Annotated in this window: 16 protein-coding genes; 13 read left to right on the plus strand and 3 right to left on the minus strand. The window is 69.5% G+C overall.

Annotated elements, in window-relative coordinates; genetic code table 11:
• Positions 1-45: 45 nt before the first annotated feature.
• Positions 46-2,034, plus strand: coding sequence for a hypothetical protein (locus ACQP10_RS37815; RefSeq protein WP_433542048.1), 1,989 nt, complete (start codon positions 46-48; stop codon positions 2,032-2,034).
• A 144-nt stretch (positions 2,035-2,178) separates the two neighbouring features.
• Here the strand turns inward: ACQP10_RS37815 and ACQP10_RS37820 are convergent, their stop codons facing one another.
• The gene (locus ACQP10_RS37820) at positions 2,179-2,493 is read right to left on the minus strand and encodes a hypothetical protein (protein ID WP_433542049.1); all 315 of its coding nucleotides are present in this window, start codon (positions 2,491-2,493) and stop codon (positions 2,179-2,181) included.
• A gap of 275 nt (positions 2,494-2,768) precedes the next feature.
• Here ACQP10_RS37820 and ACQP10_RS37825 point away from each other — a divergent pair, with 275 nt between their 5' ends.
• From ACQP10_RS37825 to ACQP10_RS37860, 8 genes are all read left to right on the plus strand, one after another.
• On the plus strand, positions 2,769-3,464 hold the full coding sequence (locus ACQP10_RS37825; protein WP_433542050.1) for a hypothetical protein: 696 nt from the start codon (positions 2,769-2,771) through the stop codon (positions 3,462-3,464).
• Entirely contained in the window at positions 3,461-3,733 is a 273-nt protein-coding gene (locus tag ACQP10_RS37830; protein ID WP_433542051.1) for a hypothetical protein, read from the plus strand. The genes ACQP10_RS37825 and ACQP10_RS37830 overlap by 4 nt, the downstream gene beginning before the upstream one ends.
• A complete protein-coding gene (locus tag ACQP10_RS37835; RefSeq protein WP_433542052.1) occupies positions 3,730-3,978 on the plus strand; it encodes a hypothetical protein in 249 nt (82 codons plus the stop codon). The genes ACQP10_RS37830 and ACQP10_RS37835 overlap by 4 nt, the downstream gene beginning before the upstream one ends.
• Positions 3,975-4,808 carry an SPFH domain-containing protein gene (locus ACQP10_RS37840; protein WP_433542053.1) on the plus strand — a complete coding sequence of 278 codons (834 nt, stop codon included), beginning with the start codon at positions 3,975-3,977 and terminating at the stop codon, positions 4,806-4,808. Before ACQP10_RS37835 ends, ACQP10_RS37840 begins: the two co-directional genes overlap by 4 nt.
• Positions 4,809-4,925: 117 nt before the next feature.
• Positions 4,926-5,657, plus strand: a complete 732-nt coding sequence (locus ACQP10_RS37845; RefSeq protein WP_433542054.1) for a DUF4326 domain-containing protein — start codon at positions 4,926-4,928, stop codon at positions 5,655-5,657.
• Positions 5,658-5,689: 32 nt separating this feature from the next.
• Complete coding sequence (locus ACQP10_RS37850; protein ID WP_433542055.1) at positions 5,690-5,905, plus strand: helix-turn-helix transcriptional regulator; 216 nt, start codon at positions 5,690-5,692, stop codon at positions 5,903-5,905.
• Positions 5,906-5,975: 70 nt separating this feature from the next.
• Entirely contained in the window at positions 5,976-6,365 is a 390-nt protein-coding gene (locus tag ACQP10_RS37855) for a hypothetical protein (protein WP_433542056.1), read from the plus strand.
• A gap of 128 nt (positions 6,366-6,493) precedes the next feature.
• Entirely contained in the window at positions 6,494-8,056 is a 1,563-nt protein-coding gene (locus ACQP10_RS37860; protein WP_433542057.1) for a hypothetical protein, read from the plus strand.
• Positions 8,057-8,080: 24 nt separating this feature from the next.
• Here ACQP10_RS37860 and ACQP10_RS37865 read toward each other — a convergent pair whose 3' ends face one another.
• On the minus strand, positions 8,081-8,578 hold the full coding sequence (locus tag ACQP10_RS37865) for a DUF6166 domain-containing protein (protein WP_433542058.1): 498 nt from the start codon (positions 8,576-8,578) through the stop codon (positions 8,081-8,083).
• An 86-nt stretch (positions 8,579-8,664) separates the two neighbouring features.
• A complete protein-coding gene (locus ACQP10_RS37870) occupies positions 8,665-9,153 on the minus strand; it encodes a DUF6166 domain-containing protein (protein WP_433542059.1) in 489 nt (162 codons plus the stop codon).
• A gap of 211 nt (positions 9,154-9,364) precedes the next feature.
• Here ACQP10_RS37870 and ACQP10_RS37875 point away from each other — a divergent pair, with 211 nt between their 5' ends.
• The 4 genes from ACQP10_RS37875 (at position 9,365) to ACQP10_RS37890 (ending at position 14,297) form a co-directional block, all read left to right on the plus strand.
• Positions 9,365-11,071, plus strand: coding sequence for a hypothetical protein (locus ACQP10_RS37875; protein ID WP_433542060.1), 1,707 nt, complete (start codon positions 9,365-9,367; stop codon positions 11,069-11,071).
• Between the two features lie 270 nt (positions 11,072-11,341).
• Positions 11,342-11,722: a hypothetical protein gene (locus tag ACQP10_RS37880; RefSeq protein ID WP_433542061.1), complete on the plus strand. Its 381-nt coding sequence runs from the start codon at positions 11,342-11,344 to the stop codon at positions 11,720-11,722.
• Between the two features lie 90 nt (positions 11,723-11,812).
• Complete coding sequence (locus tag ACQP10_RS37885; RefSeq protein ID WP_433542062.1) at positions 11,813-12,013, plus strand: hypothetical protein; 201 nt, start codon at positions 11,813-11,815, stop codon at positions 12,011-12,013.
• A 28-nt stretch (positions 12,014-12,041) separates the two neighbouring features.
• Positions 12,042-14,297 (plus strand): phage portal protein, encoded by a 2,256-nt coding sequence (locus tag ACQP10_RS37890; RefSeq protein ID WP_433542111.1) that lies wholly within the window; start codon positions 12,042-12,044, stop codon positions 14,295-14,297.
• The last annotated feature ends 85 nt before the right edge of the window (positions 14,298-14,382 follow it).

Genomic DNA, 14,382 nt, shown 5'->3' on the forward strand with positions numbered 1-14,382 from the left:
ATGCCCGAAAGCGGCGTGTCGAATCCGGGTGATACCCGCCGAGCCATGCCGGACAACTCCATACCCGACCCGTCCCACGAAGGCGGGCATCCCACGCTGACCGCCGCGGCGACATGGGCGCTGTGCGCGCCCCGTCTCGGCGCCCGCGGCCGGGTCCGCCTCGCCGTCCGCGGTAAGAGCCGCGGCTTCGCAGGCCGGCACGAAACCGCGCTGACGGTGCGGCAACCTGCGTACGCCGCGGCGGTGTACGTCTACGACGCCGGCGTGACGCGGCTGCTGGTGGGCGACATGGACCCCAAGCGGGCCGCCGCGAAAGGCGCCGCCCGTCCGGCAGTGCTCGCCGAGGAGGAGACTGCGGACTTCGCGGCGCTCATCGCAGCGTGCGGCGGCGACTGCTTCACCGACGTCTCCCCGGCCACGGGCGGCCGGCACGTGTACGTGCCGTGGGCGGCGGGCATCTCCCTCGGCCCGATGCGGCGCCTCGCCGAAGCGCTCGCCCGCCGCTACCTGTCGTTCGACCCGTCGCCGATGATCAACGCCCCCGAGGGGCTGGTCGCGCCGCCCGGCTCCTGGACCGGCGGCCGGTTCCGCGAGCTGACGGACGACGTCGCTTACGTCGACTGGGTGCTGGGCCACCCGAACGGGCCCGGCGTGTGGTCGGCGCTGCTGGACGCGCTCCTGCCGGAGCTGGAGTCGCTGGAGCGATCCCCCACCCCTGCGGTGGCCACCGCCACCGCCACCGCCTCCTCCGCCGCCCCGTCCCCTGAGGTCGTCCAGGCGGCGGCGTGGGCCGTCGTCGCCGACGAGGACGGCGCGCCGATGTGGCGGCGCCCCGGCGGCGCCCTGCCCGCCCTGTCGCCGCTCATGGACACCATTGCCCGCACCGGCCGCTACGACCGCGGTGCCGGGCCGGGACGGTACGCCTCCGACTCCGAAGCCCGCATGGCCGTCCTCGCCGCCGCCGCGTCCTGCGGGTGGCGTCTCACCGACGTCGCCGCCCGGCTCCACGGTGGCCACTGGCCCGGCCTCGCCGGCTTCTACGCCCGGTACAAGGACGACGCGACCCGGGCCACGCGGCTGCACGCCGACTGGAACAAAGCCGTGCCCTGGGTCGCCGGGCGGGAAACTGGCCGTGAGATCCACACACGTGGGAGAACACACAGCGGGGGAAAGGAGGTCGTCGTTGAAGGGGTGCCGCTCCTGCTGAAACCCCCGGCCTCTCCCATGGATCCGGTGGAAGCGTTGCGGCAGAGCCGCCGCTGGTACTCCGCGGTCCGAGCCGCAGAACGCTACCGGTGGACCGGCCCGGCCGGCATCACGAAACGACGCGTCCTGCGAGCGATGGTGAAGGCCGCCCAGTTGTGCCGGAGCATGGTCGTCGGGTTCGGGGTGCGGGAGACCGCGCTGCTGGCCGGATTGGACCACTCCACCGTCGCCAAGACCCTGCGGGCGCTGCGGGACGAGCCCGACCCGTTCATCGACCTCGTCGCTGAGCACCACTACGACCGGCCCGACATCTACCGCCTCACCATCCCTGTGGCGTACGCGGAGGCGGCGGCGTGGCGGCAGTGGCAGCCCGGCCGTCTCGGCGGGATCCACCCCGTCTTCCGCGACCTCGGCGGCCCGGCCGCGCTCATCTACGAGCACCTCACCACCGAGCCGATCCGCACCTTCGACGTCCCCGGCCTGGCCGGTGTCTCACAGACGGCGGCGAAGACCGCGCTTCGAGCTCTCGCCGAACACGGCCTCGCAGAACGCGTCCCCGGCGGCTGGGTCCGCGGGCCGGCCGACCCGGGTGACGTCGCCGAGCAGCTCGGCGTCCCCGAGCGGGTGGACGCGATCGTCGCCCGCTACCGGAGTGAACGCGCCGCATGGCGGACGTTCCTGGAGATCCTCGAAGCCGGATACGCGCCCAGTCTCGACACCGACCCCGTCGACGATGGCGGGTCCTTCTACGCTGGGCCGCCGCCCTGGGTCGGTGCCCACCCCCACGCTCCGCCTGCCCTGGTCGGCGCGATGCCCGCCAAATCCTAGATCAAATACAGGTGATCGTCCTACCGCTGGGTCATGCCCGCTGGTGAGGCCATGCCGCCTGCCCTGTTCGACGTCCTCGACCCGGTCGACGCTGCCGCGCGCCTGCTCACTGACCACTACGCCACCGGACCCGGCCGAGAAAGGTCAGCTGACGGTCCTGAGCGGGGTACGGCGCAGCAGTCCCGCCCGGTAGATCTCCTCGACGACGGCGCGGACGAGTTCCTCGCGGGAGGAGAGGTCGGGGAGCTGGTCGGCGATGCGTTCACCGAGGTCGAGGGCGAGGCTGAACGCGGCGGCGTCCGCGGGGGCGGGGCGGACGGTGCGAGGTGGTTCGCCGCGGTGGCGGACGGGCCGCTGGAGGCGGTTGTAGGCGTCGACGGCGAGGCGGCGCCCGCAGTTGCGGCATTCGTAGCGGCCGTCTTCCTGCCATTCGACGGGGTGCGCGCATCGGCGTGACATTCGTTCCTCCGTTCGCCTATTGGCACGATTCACGGCTCCTTGTTCGATTGTGAACGGCCAGACAGGGCGTCGTCAACGGGGGTTGACGGATGCGCGGGGCTCTTGAGACGTAAGCGGCGAAGTGTGCTTGTCTCCCCTGCGGCCGGTGGATCACGTAAGCCTCTGGCGACTCATGGTGAACTGGAGCATCTAATAAATCTCCTGTAATATTGAGTCGTCGCCGGGTATTGCGGCCCCGTGTGACGTTCGACGCCCAGGAGAAGGGACATCAATCCGTGACGGTTGACCTGACCATCGACCATCTCAACGAGACCTGCCGCCGGATGCGCGTCCTGGCCGACCGGCTGACCATCGCCGTCCAGCTCGGCGACACCGTCGAGATCGAGGAACTCCTCCTCCCCCTCGATCACGTCGAGCAGCGCGCACTCGCGATCGTGTTCGCCAGCCTCCGGCGGAGATCCCGCCGCCTGGACGACGGGATCATCGACCGCGTCGCGATCGACCGGGTCCTGTCCGGTGAAGGCGACGGGATCGTCCTGACCCGCAGCGAAGAGATCGAGCTGGCCAAAGACCTCATCATGGCGGGCGGCTCCCCCGCCAAGCTGTCCGAGCTGGCCGCCATGAACAGCGCGAGGGCCACCAAGCGGTGGGCGGAAGCTCAGGAAGCGCTCGCCTACGAACGCCACCGCGACGCCGCGACAGGCCAAACGCCCGCCTGGATCGCTGACGACCCCTACCCGGGCGCCCCGGACGGCCCGCACTGGCAGGGGTGCGAGCGCAGTCACCCCCGGTGCGCCTACCTCCTCGGCGTCGCCCACGGCCGCGCCCAATCCACCCCCCGCGAGGACACTATGAGCACCCCTGACGGATACGACTACGGCGCCGTCGACACTCGCGAGCGCACGCAGGAAGCCGAAGACCGGCGCGCCCTGCACGGCGCCGCCGTCGACGAACTGGGCGACGTCCGATGACCACCGTCGACGACCAGCCCGCCACCTACTCCGACACGCTTCCCGCCCTGGACGCGGGTTTCTACCCGAGGGCGTGGACCATGTGGGCGGCCGTCACCGCCCTGTCCTTCGCCGGGCTGGAAGCGGCCGCCCTGCTGTCCGACCCCGGGCCCAAAACCCTGTCCGCGCAGCTTCGCCGGCGACGCCGCATCAGCGGAGCCGCGATCGCCCTCGGCGCCGCCTGGCTGGTCCACCACATCGTGTGGGCCGGAGAGGAAAAGAGCAGATGAGAATCGTCGTTCTCCTCCTGGCCCTCGCCCTGACGGCCGCAGCCGTGCCCCTCACCATCCAAACCGTCCGCTGGCTCATCAACCAGGCCAAGGCCCGGCGTGCCCTGATCCGCTATCAGCGGTTCGTCGATGACCTGCACCTCCTCGCTGACGAACACGCCAAGCTCGACAACCCCTTCGCGGTGATCGTCCTTGACGAGATCCGCATCTTCACCTCCTACGTCCCCTCGAAGGGAAACCGATGAGCACCATCAAGAAGACCCTGGCCATCGCCGCTGTGGCGCTGTTCGCCTCGGCCTGCTCGATTACCACCGACACCAACGAGGTCGGCCTGGACTACGACTACGACTCCTGGTCGGGCGAGAAGGTTCTTGAGGGCTGTGTCCCCCCGGGCAACCGGGCCTGGCAGGACATCAACGACCCCGGCTTCGCCTACCCGGCCGACCAGCGGTCATTCGACTTCTCCGACTCCCAGGGCGCCGAGTCCAAGCCGATCACCGTGGTCTCGAAGGACAACCTGGAGATGAGCGTCGCAGGCGTCGCGACCTTCTACCTCAACCAGGACTGCAAGACGCTCCAGGCGTTCCACGAGAAGATCGGTCAGAAGTTCGCCGCCAACACCGACGAGGGATGGGCGCGTCTGCTCGGCGTCTACATCAAGCAGCCGCTCGATCGGGCGATGGACGCCGCCGCGAAGAAGTACGACTGGAAGCAGCTGTTCGCCGATCCCGCGATCAAGCAGGCGTGGGAGACCGAGGTCGCGACGCTGGCTCAGCAGTTCATCAAGGAGCAGGCGGGCTCGGAGTTCTTCTCCCAGTTCCGGTTCACGTTGCAGCAGCCGCAGCCGCCGCAGAACGTCCGTAACGCTCTAGCTGCCGCGCAGGAAGCGGTCGAGCAGAACGCGGCGCAGAGGAACAAGAACGAGCAGGTGAAGACGGAACTCCAGTCCATCAAGGAGCTGGTGAGCGTGCTCGGCCCCGAGGGCTACGTCCTGTACCAGGCGATGAAGGACGGCAAGGTCCAGATCGTGCCAGTGCCGATCGGCAGCAACATCAACGTCACCCCGAAGAACTGACCCCGGCGTGCCCCGGCCTGGCCGACGCCGGGTCGGGGTACCCACCCCCCGCCCCACCGAGGAAAACACCGTGCTTCGGACCTGCACGGCCGAACCTCGCCCGGAAAGTGAGCCCCTGTGCCCCTCACACCGAACCCCTACAGCCCGTACGCCACCGCGGCCGCCGACGCCCGCCACGTGTTCTTCGGCTTCCTCGGCGCTGACCCGCTGCCGAACGTCCTCGGCGTGACCGCCTGCGACGCCCTGGCCGTCGTCCCCGCCGAGCCGCTCACCCTCACCGACCCGGCCAACCCGTCCGTTGGCCTGTGCCCGGAGTGCGTGGCCGCCATGAGCGGCCGCACTCTGCGCGTCCGCCGCCCTCGGGGTGAGGTCACCGACTGCCGGTTCTGCGAGGCCGCCACCTCCCACGGCGGGGTGTGCGCCTTGTGTCGGCAGGAGCTCCACGACGAGTGGTGGCCGATCCGCCCTGCCTCTGACACGGTGCCCGAGGGCACCGTGCCGACGCGGATCGCCAGGCCACGCCCTGGGGAGATCGAGGCTGGGCAGCGGCTACCGGACGGGGCCCGGCTGGTCGACGACACCACCGTGTTCGCCAACCCGTTCACTGTCGAATGGTCGATCGACACTGGCCTGGCCGCCGATGAGGACGACGCCCGCACCTACGTCGTGAACGTCTTCGAGGAGTGGCTGACCGCGCCGTACGCCGACACTGAGTGGCCGCGCCTGGCTGAGCAGCGCGCGAAGGTCCTGGCGCTGCTGCCGAGCCTGAAGGGGCGGCCCCTGGCGTGCTCGTGCGACCTCGGCAAGCCATGCTGCGGCGACGTCCTGCTGCGGCTCGCCAACCCCTAACCCCTGCACAACCAGCACAAGGAGCACCACACATGTCCCAGCCTGACGAGACCGAGGACTCGCTGAAGACGGTGAAGGAAGTCGCCGCTCAGCTGAGCGTGTCGCCGATGACCGTCTACCGGCTCATCCACTCCGGTGAGCTGCCTGCCGTGCAGCCGACGCCGCGCACGACTCGGATCCGGCAGAGCGCGGTGGACGCGCTCCTCGCGGAGTCGGCGGTCACCACCGATCCAGGCGAGGACGAATAGACCCGGCCGGCCGGGGGCGGCGCGGAGCAACCCCGTCGCCCCCGGCCGGTCACCAACGAAGGAGGGCGTGATGAATCTGCTGGAGGCGATGAACTCCAGGCTGTCGAGCATGTCAGCTGAGGCGCAGGCCAAGCTGGTCAAGACCATGAAGGAGAAGGACCTGCGAGACGACCACATCGTGCCGCGGGCCCGCGCGCTGGGCTACTTGGTCTACTGGACATGGAACAGCAAGCACTCCCCCGCCGGGTTCCCGGACGTGTTCCTGCTGCACCCGGTGACGGGTGCGGTGATCGTTCGGGAGCTGAAGATGGCGCGCAGCGGCGCCAAGCCCACGGCCGAACAGCAGAAGTGGCTGGACGGGTTCGGCGTGGCTGGGCTCAACGTGGCCGTGTGGACCCCGGCGGATCTGTTCTCCGGAGAGATCACCCGTGTCCTGGTCGAGGGCGCGCAGCGGCGGTAAGTTTTCACCCTAAGACGGTAGGCCCCTTCGTAAATAGCCTGTAATATGTGGGAACTGAGCCCCGTTTGGGGCCCCACTCTCCGAGCGATCGGGAGGGTTCCCACATCACAGGAAGGCGCCCCACCGCCATGAGCACAGCCACCACGATCGAGAGCATCCGCGCAGCCCACGAACGCGCCGTCGTCCTACAAGGCCGGCGCAAGACCGAGGCGGCTCCCCGCAACCTGGCCGGCATCGTCCTCATCCGCCGGCACCACCTGGACGCCCTGGACGTGTACGAGCTGATGGGCGTCTCCCGCACCATGGGCGATCAGGAGATCCTCGCGCACGCCCCCGTTGACGAGCTGCTGCCCGAGATGGACGAGCAGCAGGCGAGGGCCATCATCGCCGAGCAGCGGACCGCACTCGACACGGTGGTCACCGAGCAGGAACAGCAGGTGGCCGCCCGCCGGACGGCCATCACCCGGCTGGCGGTCGGCGACGTCGACGGGCGCCAGTGGAAGCCGGGCGAGATCGCCAAGGCGACCGGGCTGACCATCCAGCAAGTCAAGGCCGACATGTGGCGAACCGTCGCGCAAGTCGCCGACCTCGTCTCCTCCACCACCACCCGAGTACAGGACGCCCTGGACACAGCGGCCCGGGACGGCAAGGAGATCCCGCCGCACATGGGCGAGCCCGCCCTGTACGACCCGGCGGCGTTCAAAACGTGGTGGGAGGAAGGCCGGTACGGGTGGCTGTCGGCGTTCGCGCTCTCCTCGGACCTCGGCGCGGACTGGGCCGAGGTTCAGGAGCTGCTGAGCATCGCGGAGGAGATCGGCGACCTACCCGAGCACGAGGACGTCGACGGCACGCGCCTGTTCGAGCCGAAGGCGTTCCGGGCATGGGTGCGCAACCGGCAGGACGACGAAGCTGAGATCACGTCCGGGTGGGCCGGGGCGACTGCGCTCGCCTACGAGCTGCAGGTGCCGACGCTTCGCCTCCTGGGGCTGCTGACGGCCGCGAAGAAGACGCGCACCGTTCCCCGGCACAAGGCGGGGCGGAGGGGGCGCCTGTACGAGGTCGACGCGTTCCGGCAGTGGTGGGCGGCCCGGTCCGGCCCGGCCGCGGTGGATGAGGGATGGCTGCCGTTGGGTAAGGTCGCTGACCAGATCGGCGAGCCGGAGCACGCGGTCACGGCGTGGGTGAAGGACGCCGAGCAGCGCGGCATCCCCCTGGCGCCGAACCGGCCCGGCGCGCGAGGCCGGCTGTTCGATGTCGCGGCGTTCCCGGCCTGGTGGCAGGAGACCCGCACCCGCACCCGGGGCGGCACCCTCGCCACGGTGGCCGAGCTTGCCGGGCTCGCCGGAGTCGACGTCAAGGCCATCACCCGCGGACTGGCCTTCGCCGAAAAGCACGCGATCGAGCTCCCGCCGTACGAGGACGACGCCGAGCACGGCCGCCAGTTCGCCGTGGAGCCGTTCACCATCTGGTGGGTCTGCCTGGCGGCCGCCATGGCCCCTGGCGAACCACGGTTCTTCGGCGTCACCGAGCTGGCCACAGTGGTCGACCAGCCAGTGGATAAGGTCAAGCGGCAGATCAAGGCGGCCGGTGAGCGCGGCCGGGTGCTGCCGCCACACCGCCTCAACGCCCGCGGTCACCGTGAGTTCGAGGCCGAGGCGTACAAGGCGTGGAGGAACCTGATCGAGCGGTGACCGCGTAGAACTACGGCAGGGATCTCACCCGCGAGGATGTGGCTTGCCGGTGATCCGCTCGATCCGCTGCTTCTCAAGCTCATCGGGTAGCTCCGCATACCCGGACGGGTCGGTAGGGGGCAGGTTCCTGAGGGTCACCGGTAGGACATCGACGTTGTTCTGGGCGCACCATCCACGCGCCCACCTCAAGATCGCTCCCCGTCGTAGCCGCCACTCCCCGGAGAACTGGGACATGAAGTCCTGCGCGAAGGCGGCGGTGATTTCCGGAGAAGGCTTTTGCCCGAGCGCATCGGCCAGGACCGCCCATGCTGAGGCGCGAGGCCCGCCACCGACCCAGCCCCACGCGAATTTTTCCCGCTTGAGGGAGGGGCTGTCGGCCGGCGGGAGCACTCGCAGAACGATCACCCCGCTGCGCTGGGTTGGGCCGAACTCTGCCCTTTCGACCTCGATCCGCGTCTCGCCCGTCTCCGGGTCCTCCACTCCGTGATACGTGCGGTCTTCGTCGTACGCCCACTCGGTCATGGGGGCCCCTTCCGATCGCAGGTCTACGAGCAGACAGTACGACTTCTCGGCCCCGGGCGGGCGAACCGCCCAGGGCCGTAAATATGTCACTGGCGCGGTTTGCCGTAGATCCTGAAGTGCCGTTCCTTCTTGAGGGCTTCAGGCAGCTTGCCGTAGTCGGATGGATCGATCGGTGGAAGCTCAGCAACGGCCGCCGGTAGGACATCGATGTTGTGCTCGGCGCACCAGCCGCGTACCCACCTCAGGACTGCCCCGCGCCGCAGTCGCCACTCGTCGTCGGTGAGCTGGGACACCACGTCTGTCCGGAAGGCTTCGAGGAGTTGGGCGGAGGGCTCTTGCCCAAGAGCGTCGGCCAGGATGGCGGATGCCGTGGCGAGAGGGCCGGTACCGCGGTAGCCCCATTCGAGCGCTGATTCCTTAAGGATGCCGACTGGCCTGATCAGCCGTAGAACGATTACTCCCTTGCGCTGTGTCGGGCCGAATTCTGCTCTCTCGGCTTCGATCCGCGTCTTGTCCGTCTCCGGGTCCCTGACTCCGTGATAGGTGCGGTCTTCGTCGTACGCCCACTTGGTCATGGGGTCCCTTCCGATCGCAGGTCTATGGCCTGAGAGTACGACGCGGGGAAACGACTGGCCCGCCCTTTCTTGACCCGGGTGGACGTTAACCGCCCGGGGCAGTTGCATGCGTGGTCGTGGGCTCGCGGACGGGGGGCGTCGAGCGCCTGCCGTTGCGGGCGCTGATCGGCGTACCCGAATGTCACCCCCGCCGGCCCTGCTGGGGTGGACCATGCTGACCCCCGCTCAGGTGCCCGAGGGGGATCAGCGGTCCCTGATCGCCCGGCAGATGTTCCACGACCTGATGGACATCCCTCCGGAGGAGCGGCGGCTTCTGCTGGAGGACCTGACCGAGGACGAGGCGCGGCACCTGTACGCCGCGGCGTTCACCGTGGCCGGCACCTCGTTCGCGATCTGGGTGGACGATCCGGTCGGGTTCTGTGAGCAGGTCCTGGGCGCCGCGGTGTGGTCGACTCCGCGGCGGTTCATGCAGGCCCTCACCACGCACAAGCAGGTCGCCGTCCCGAGCTGTTTTGGGAGCTCAAAGACATTTTCTTGCGGACAATTAGTTCTCTGGGCTTCTCTCGTCCACCCCGTGGGCACGACGACCGTGGTGACGCTCGCGCCGCTATGGCGGCAAGTCGCCCGCCAGCTGTGGCCCGAGGTGCGGGCCGCGCACACCCGCGCCGGCCTGCCGGGCACGATCGACATGGCGCAGTACAAGATGCCCAACGCTCTCGGGCTGGACACGGTGGTGGCGTACGGCATCGCCGCGGCGCCGACAAACGAGGCGGCCGTACAGGGGATACACGCGGCCAACCTGTTGCTGGTGGTCGAGGAGGCCGGCGGCATTGCGCATGCGATTGGTGACAACCTCGCGGGTCTGCTCGTCGGTGACGGCGCCCGGATGGTCGCGATCGGCAACCCGCCGACCGACGAGCCGAACACCTGGTTCGAGAAGCTGTGCCGCGACCCTGAGGTGCTGACCATCCCCATCAGCGCGTACGACACGCCGAACCTGACGGGTGAGTGGTTCGGCGAGTGCGCGTCATGCCCCGGCGGCGGCCACTCCCCCGCCAAGCACATGGTGGACCGGGCGTGGATCGAGCGGACCATCCGCGTCCACGGCCCCCGCAGCAACTACGTGCGCGCGAAGATCGAAGCGAAGTTCCCCAAGGGCTTGGCCAACGTGGTCATTCCCGCGGACTGGGTGGAGCTCGCCGTCCACCAGGAGGAGCCCGAGACCGGCATCCGGCTGTGCGACCTGGGCCTGGCGGATGAGACCGCTGAATGGCGAGTTCATGAAGGCGCCTGGGTGCGGCTCGGCGTCGACGTCGCCGCGGACGGCGGCGATGAGCTCGTCGTCGGCCGGATCGTCGGGGACCTGATGACGATCGAGCACACCAGCAGCGGGCCGGAGAACGCCGACCCCATGCAGGTCGCTGGACTCGTGCTCACCCAGATTCACCGGGCCGAAGCGCTGCGCCTCCGCCTGGGTACGGCCGCCCGGGTGCGGGTGAAGGTCGACGCGATCGGCATCGGGTGGGGTGTGGCCGGCATCCTGGCCGCGTGGGGGCGGGACGGGGTACACGACGCTGAGATCATCGCCGTGGTGGTCAGTGAGGCGACCGGGCGGGAGCCGGACGAGGCGACGATGAGGCCATGGCGTAAGCGGGACGAGATGTGGGTCGCGGGCCGCGTCTTGATCCAGCCGGACGCCGCTACGGGTCTGTGCCGGGTGCGGTTGCGGGTCGATGAGATGACGCAGGCGCAGCTCGCCGGGCCGAAGCTGTCGACCAACAGCAGCGGATATTCGGTGGTGGAGCCGAAGAAGGATCAGAAGGCGCGCGGATTGAGCAGCCCGGACCGGGCGGAGGGCCTGTTGCTGGCGCCGTATGAGCCTGCGGTGGACGAGGACGAAGCGCGACTCCTCGTATAGGTTTACAAGCCATCCGAATTGTTACCTGACGAACAGTTTCCGGCATGTAAAAAGACGCACCTCATGTGGGCTTTACCTCACCGCTGACTGATCGTTACGGTGCTAACCGGGTCCTCCGGGAACGTGAGGCGCCCAAGCTTCTCGTGCTTTCCACGTGCACTGTCTGCTCTGACCACCTCTCATTGGGGCCGCTCATCACTCGCCAGGTGATGCCGGGTGAATGAAGGTGTCAAGCGCGGTACACCCAATGTCTCTCAGGGGAGGAGATACATGCCTGTCGAATATCCGCCTGGCCACGCGTGGCATTACGCGGTGTTCATCCCGGCACCGTCGCCCAGCCACGCCCGCATGACGCACCAGAACCCTTATCTCACGCTCCCTGACGACTACGTCGACACGCCGGACTGGTCGCTCGGCATGGTGTTGGAGATCAAAGAGGTTCTCTGCGTGAAGTGCCGTCTGCCCTACGGCCAAGCGGTGTACGAGCCGGCCTGCGCAGCCGACTCCAACCCTGATTACCTGCGCGGTGGCAAGCGGGACCGGGCCTGGCGGCGTTCCGCGCCGCCTGGGCAGAGCGCGGCTGAGGTCGCCGCGCGGCGCCGCCTTGAAGACCCCGCCCTGATGCAGGGCTCCCGTATCGCGAGCTTCTGAGCCGGTCAGAAGACGTAAGCCTCGTTGGCCCCTACCGTGCCAGCCAGCCAGCCCCGCCGGGCTGGCCCGCACGGATAGGGGCCTTTGCGCATGTACGACGACCTGAACGAGCACCCCGGGCATCCGCAGCTGACGGGGCGGCACCTGATCGAGCTGCTCGGCCTGGTGCTGATGGTGGTCGGCGCGGCCGTGACGACCACCGCGGTGTTCTTCCTCCACCCGGGGGCCGGGTGGGTGGTGCTGGGTGGGTGGCTGTTCGGGGCGGGCGTGTTCGCGGCCAGCGGCCGATAACCGGGGAGTGCGAGGAGAGGGGGCGTTGGTGGCGCGTCGTCGTTTTCTGCCGGGGCTGCGGGGCCTGGTGGAGACCAAACAGTGGGGGTCGTCGGTCGCGCCGCTCGCGGTGTTCTCACCCATGAGCGATGCGGCCCGGCGGGCATGGCCGGTCGAACGTGCGGTGGCCGAGGGCTACGAGCGCACGGTGTGGGTCTACAAGTCGGTGGACGCGATCGCCTCCCACCAGTCCCGGCTGGACTTCCAGCTGCGTGACGGCGACGACGTCATCACCGATCACCCGCTGTGTGACCTGCTCAACGACGGTAAGGCGAACCCGTTGGAGTCGGGCCGTCAGTTCCGTAAACGGCTGTCGATGCAGATTCTGCTGTCACCTGCGGGGGCGTTCGTCGAGGTTACGCCGTCGAACGCGGGGGCGCCGATCCGGCTGGATCTGCTGCCGCCGGGCCGCACGCGGCCGGTGCCGGGCAAGGGCGCCGACCTGCTCAGCCACTTCGAGACGATCGCGCCGGACGGCCGCCGTATCGCCATCGACCCTGAGCGGGTGCGGTGGTTCAGGGACCCGCACCCCTTGGATCCGTTCCGTGGTATCACCCCGCTGGAGGCCGCGGGGCTGAGCGTTGACCTGGACTACCTGTCCCGCCTGTACAACGTGGTGTTCATCCGCTCGGACGGGCGCCCGGCGACGGTCGTGAGCGTCGAGGGCAAACTGTCGCAGCCGGAGGCCGACCGGATCGAGGCCCGGTTCGGGCGCGGCCCGATGGAGGCCGGCAAGGTCAGCGTGATCAACGGCAAGGTGAGCGTCGCCGACCTCGGCGCGCACCCCCGCGACATGGCGTACGGCGAGGCCGCGTCACGGTCCAAGGAGGAGGTGCTGACTGCGTTCGGTGTCGGCGAGTCGGTGTTGGGCAACGCCTCGGGCCGGACGTTCGACAACGCTGAACAGGAGCTTTACAACTTCTGGACGATCACCATGGAAGCGCACATGGGGATTGTCACCTCAGGATTCGACCAGGACTCCGACGATGGGGTCGTGGGCGAGCTCGACACCTCGAAGGTGGAGGTGCTGCGCCGGGTCGCTGCCGCCCGCCGCGCGGAGATGCGCGAGGAGGTAGCCGCCGGTCTGGCATCGCCGGAGGAGTACCGGAAGGTCGCCGAGTACGAAGAGGTCGATCTGCCGCACACCCGTGCCCTCTACATCGCCCAGGGCAAGACACCGATCCCCACCCGGGAAGAGGACGCGGTCGCGCTCGGCCTGGCCGCTCCCGAACAGGAGAATGCGCCGCCGGCCGGGGAGGACGGCGGCCCGTCGGCGGACAGCGACCCGGCCGCAGCGGAGGAGTCGGCGCCGGAAGGTGACCCCGGTGCCGGGCCTGCCGTCGACGGCGACCAGCCGCCGACCCCACCGGCGGGCGGAGAGATGGGGGATGCTCTGGCCCGCCTGCAGAGCCTCCTGGACACCGAAACGAAAGCTCTGCCCGGCGTCGACGGTCCTTCCGCACCGGAGCAGGAGGATCCGCGGGGCCGGTTGGAGGAAGACCTGAGCGAAGCCTTGGCCGCACTGATGCGGCGCCTGGTCAAACGCACCGCCGCCCGCGTCGACTCCCCGAAGGCCCGTAAGGGAACCCGGCACTGGCAGCCGGAATACCCGGCTGACACGAGGGTTGGTGACGCTCCCCTGGATGTGGCTCGGATCGTGGATCCCGCCCAGTGGGAGGCTGAAGCCGAGACCGCGCTCACCGAGACCGCTACGGCTGGGGGCGCCGCCGCCGCGGTGGCGCTCGCCGCGGCCGCCGGCCTGGGAGCGGCGCCGGCCGGAGTGTCGGCGGTGGGGGCTGGAGCCGTTGCCGACGTTGTTACCTGGCTGGCCGCCGGTGCCGCCCAGGCCGCGCAGGCCCTGGGCGCGCGGATCGCCGCCGTGGACGCCGCGAACGGTGACATCGTGTCCATCTCCGCGCAGGTCCATGGGGCGCTCCCCGAGTTGGAGGCGTGGGGGGCGCGTACGGCGGTCGCCGCGGCGGCCAGCATCATGCACGCCGCTGAGACGGCGGCCGCGCTGGAACTCGCCGGCCCGAACGGGGTGGCCACCGCGACCTGGATTACCCGGCGGGACACCTCGGTGCGGCCGACGCACGCGGAGGCGCATGGGCAGACCCAACCGGCCGGTGGCCTGTTCCGGGTCGGCGATGTCCGGCTGCGGTGGCCCGGGGACATCGCGGGCCCGCCGGAGGAGGTGTTCGGGTGCCGGTGCCGGTTGCGGTGGACGATCGTGCGCAGCCGATGACCGGGTGACAGCCCACCACATCGCCCGTACTTGAACGCAGTCGCCGCGGCATTCAGGCGCGCGGCGTGGCCGTGTGCGCCCTGAC

The sequence above is a fragment of the Streptosporangium sandarakinum genome (genome assembly GCF_050942225.1).
GTDB classification, from domain to species: domain Bacteria; phylum Actinomycetota; class Actinomycetes; order Streptosporangiales; family Streptosporangiaceae; genus Streptosporangium; species Streptosporangium nondiastaticum.

Bases quoted from the DNA above. Each gene is read 5' to 3' on its own strand.
- ACQP10_RS37815 (WP_433542048.1), top strand. From the start codon at position 46: ATGCCGGACAACTCCATACCCGACCCGTCCCACGAAGGCGGGCATCCC.
- ACQP10_RS37820 (WP_433542049.1), bottom strand. From the start codon at position 2,493: ATGTCACGCCGATGCGCGCACCCCGTCGAATGGCAGGAAGACGGCCGC.
- ACQP10_RS37830 (WP_433542051.1), top strand. From the start codon at position 3,461: ATGACCACCGTCGACGACCAGCCCGCCACCTACTCCGACACGCTTCCC.
- ACQP10_RS37835 (WP_433542052.1), top strand. From the start codon at position 3,730: ATGAGAATCGTCGTTCTCCTCCTGGCCCTCGCCCTGACGGCCGCAGCC.
- ACQP10_RS37840 (WP_433542053.1), top strand. From the start codon at position 3,975: ATGAGCACCATCAAGAAGACCCTGGCCATCGCCGCTGTGGCGCTGTTC.
- ACQP10_RS37850 (WP_433542055.1), top strand. From the start codon at position 5,690: ATGTCCCAGCCTGACGAGACCGAGGACTCGCTGAAGACGGTGAAGGAA.
- ACQP10_RS37855 (WP_433542056.1), top strand. From the start codon at position 5,976: ATGAATCTGCTGGAGGCGATGAACTCCAGGCTGTCGAGCATGTCAGCT.
- ACQP10_RS37860 (WP_433542057.1), top strand. From the start codon at position 6,494: ATGAGCACAGCCACCACGATCGAGAGCATCCGCGCAGCCCACGAACGC.
- ACQP10_RS37865 (WP_433542058.1), bottom strand. From the start codon at position 8,578: ATGACCGAGTGGGCGTACGACGAAGACCGCACGTATCACGGAGTGGAG.
- ACQP10_RS37870 (WP_433542059.1), bottom strand. From the start codon at position 9,153: ATGACCAAGTGGGCGTACGACGAAGACCGCACCTATCACGGAGTCAGG.
- ACQP10_RS37875 (WP_433542060.1), top strand. From the start codon at position 9,365: ATGCTGACCCCCGCTCAGGTGCCCGAGGGGGATCAGCGGTCCCTGATC.
- ACQP10_RS37880 (WP_433542061.1), top strand. From the start codon at position 11,342: ATGCCTGTCGAATATCCGCCTGGCCACGCGTGGCATTACGCGGTGTTC.
- ACQP10_RS37885 (WP_433542062.1), top strand. From the start codon at position 11,813: ATGTACGACGACCTGAACGAGCACCCCGGGCATCCGCAGCTGACGGGG.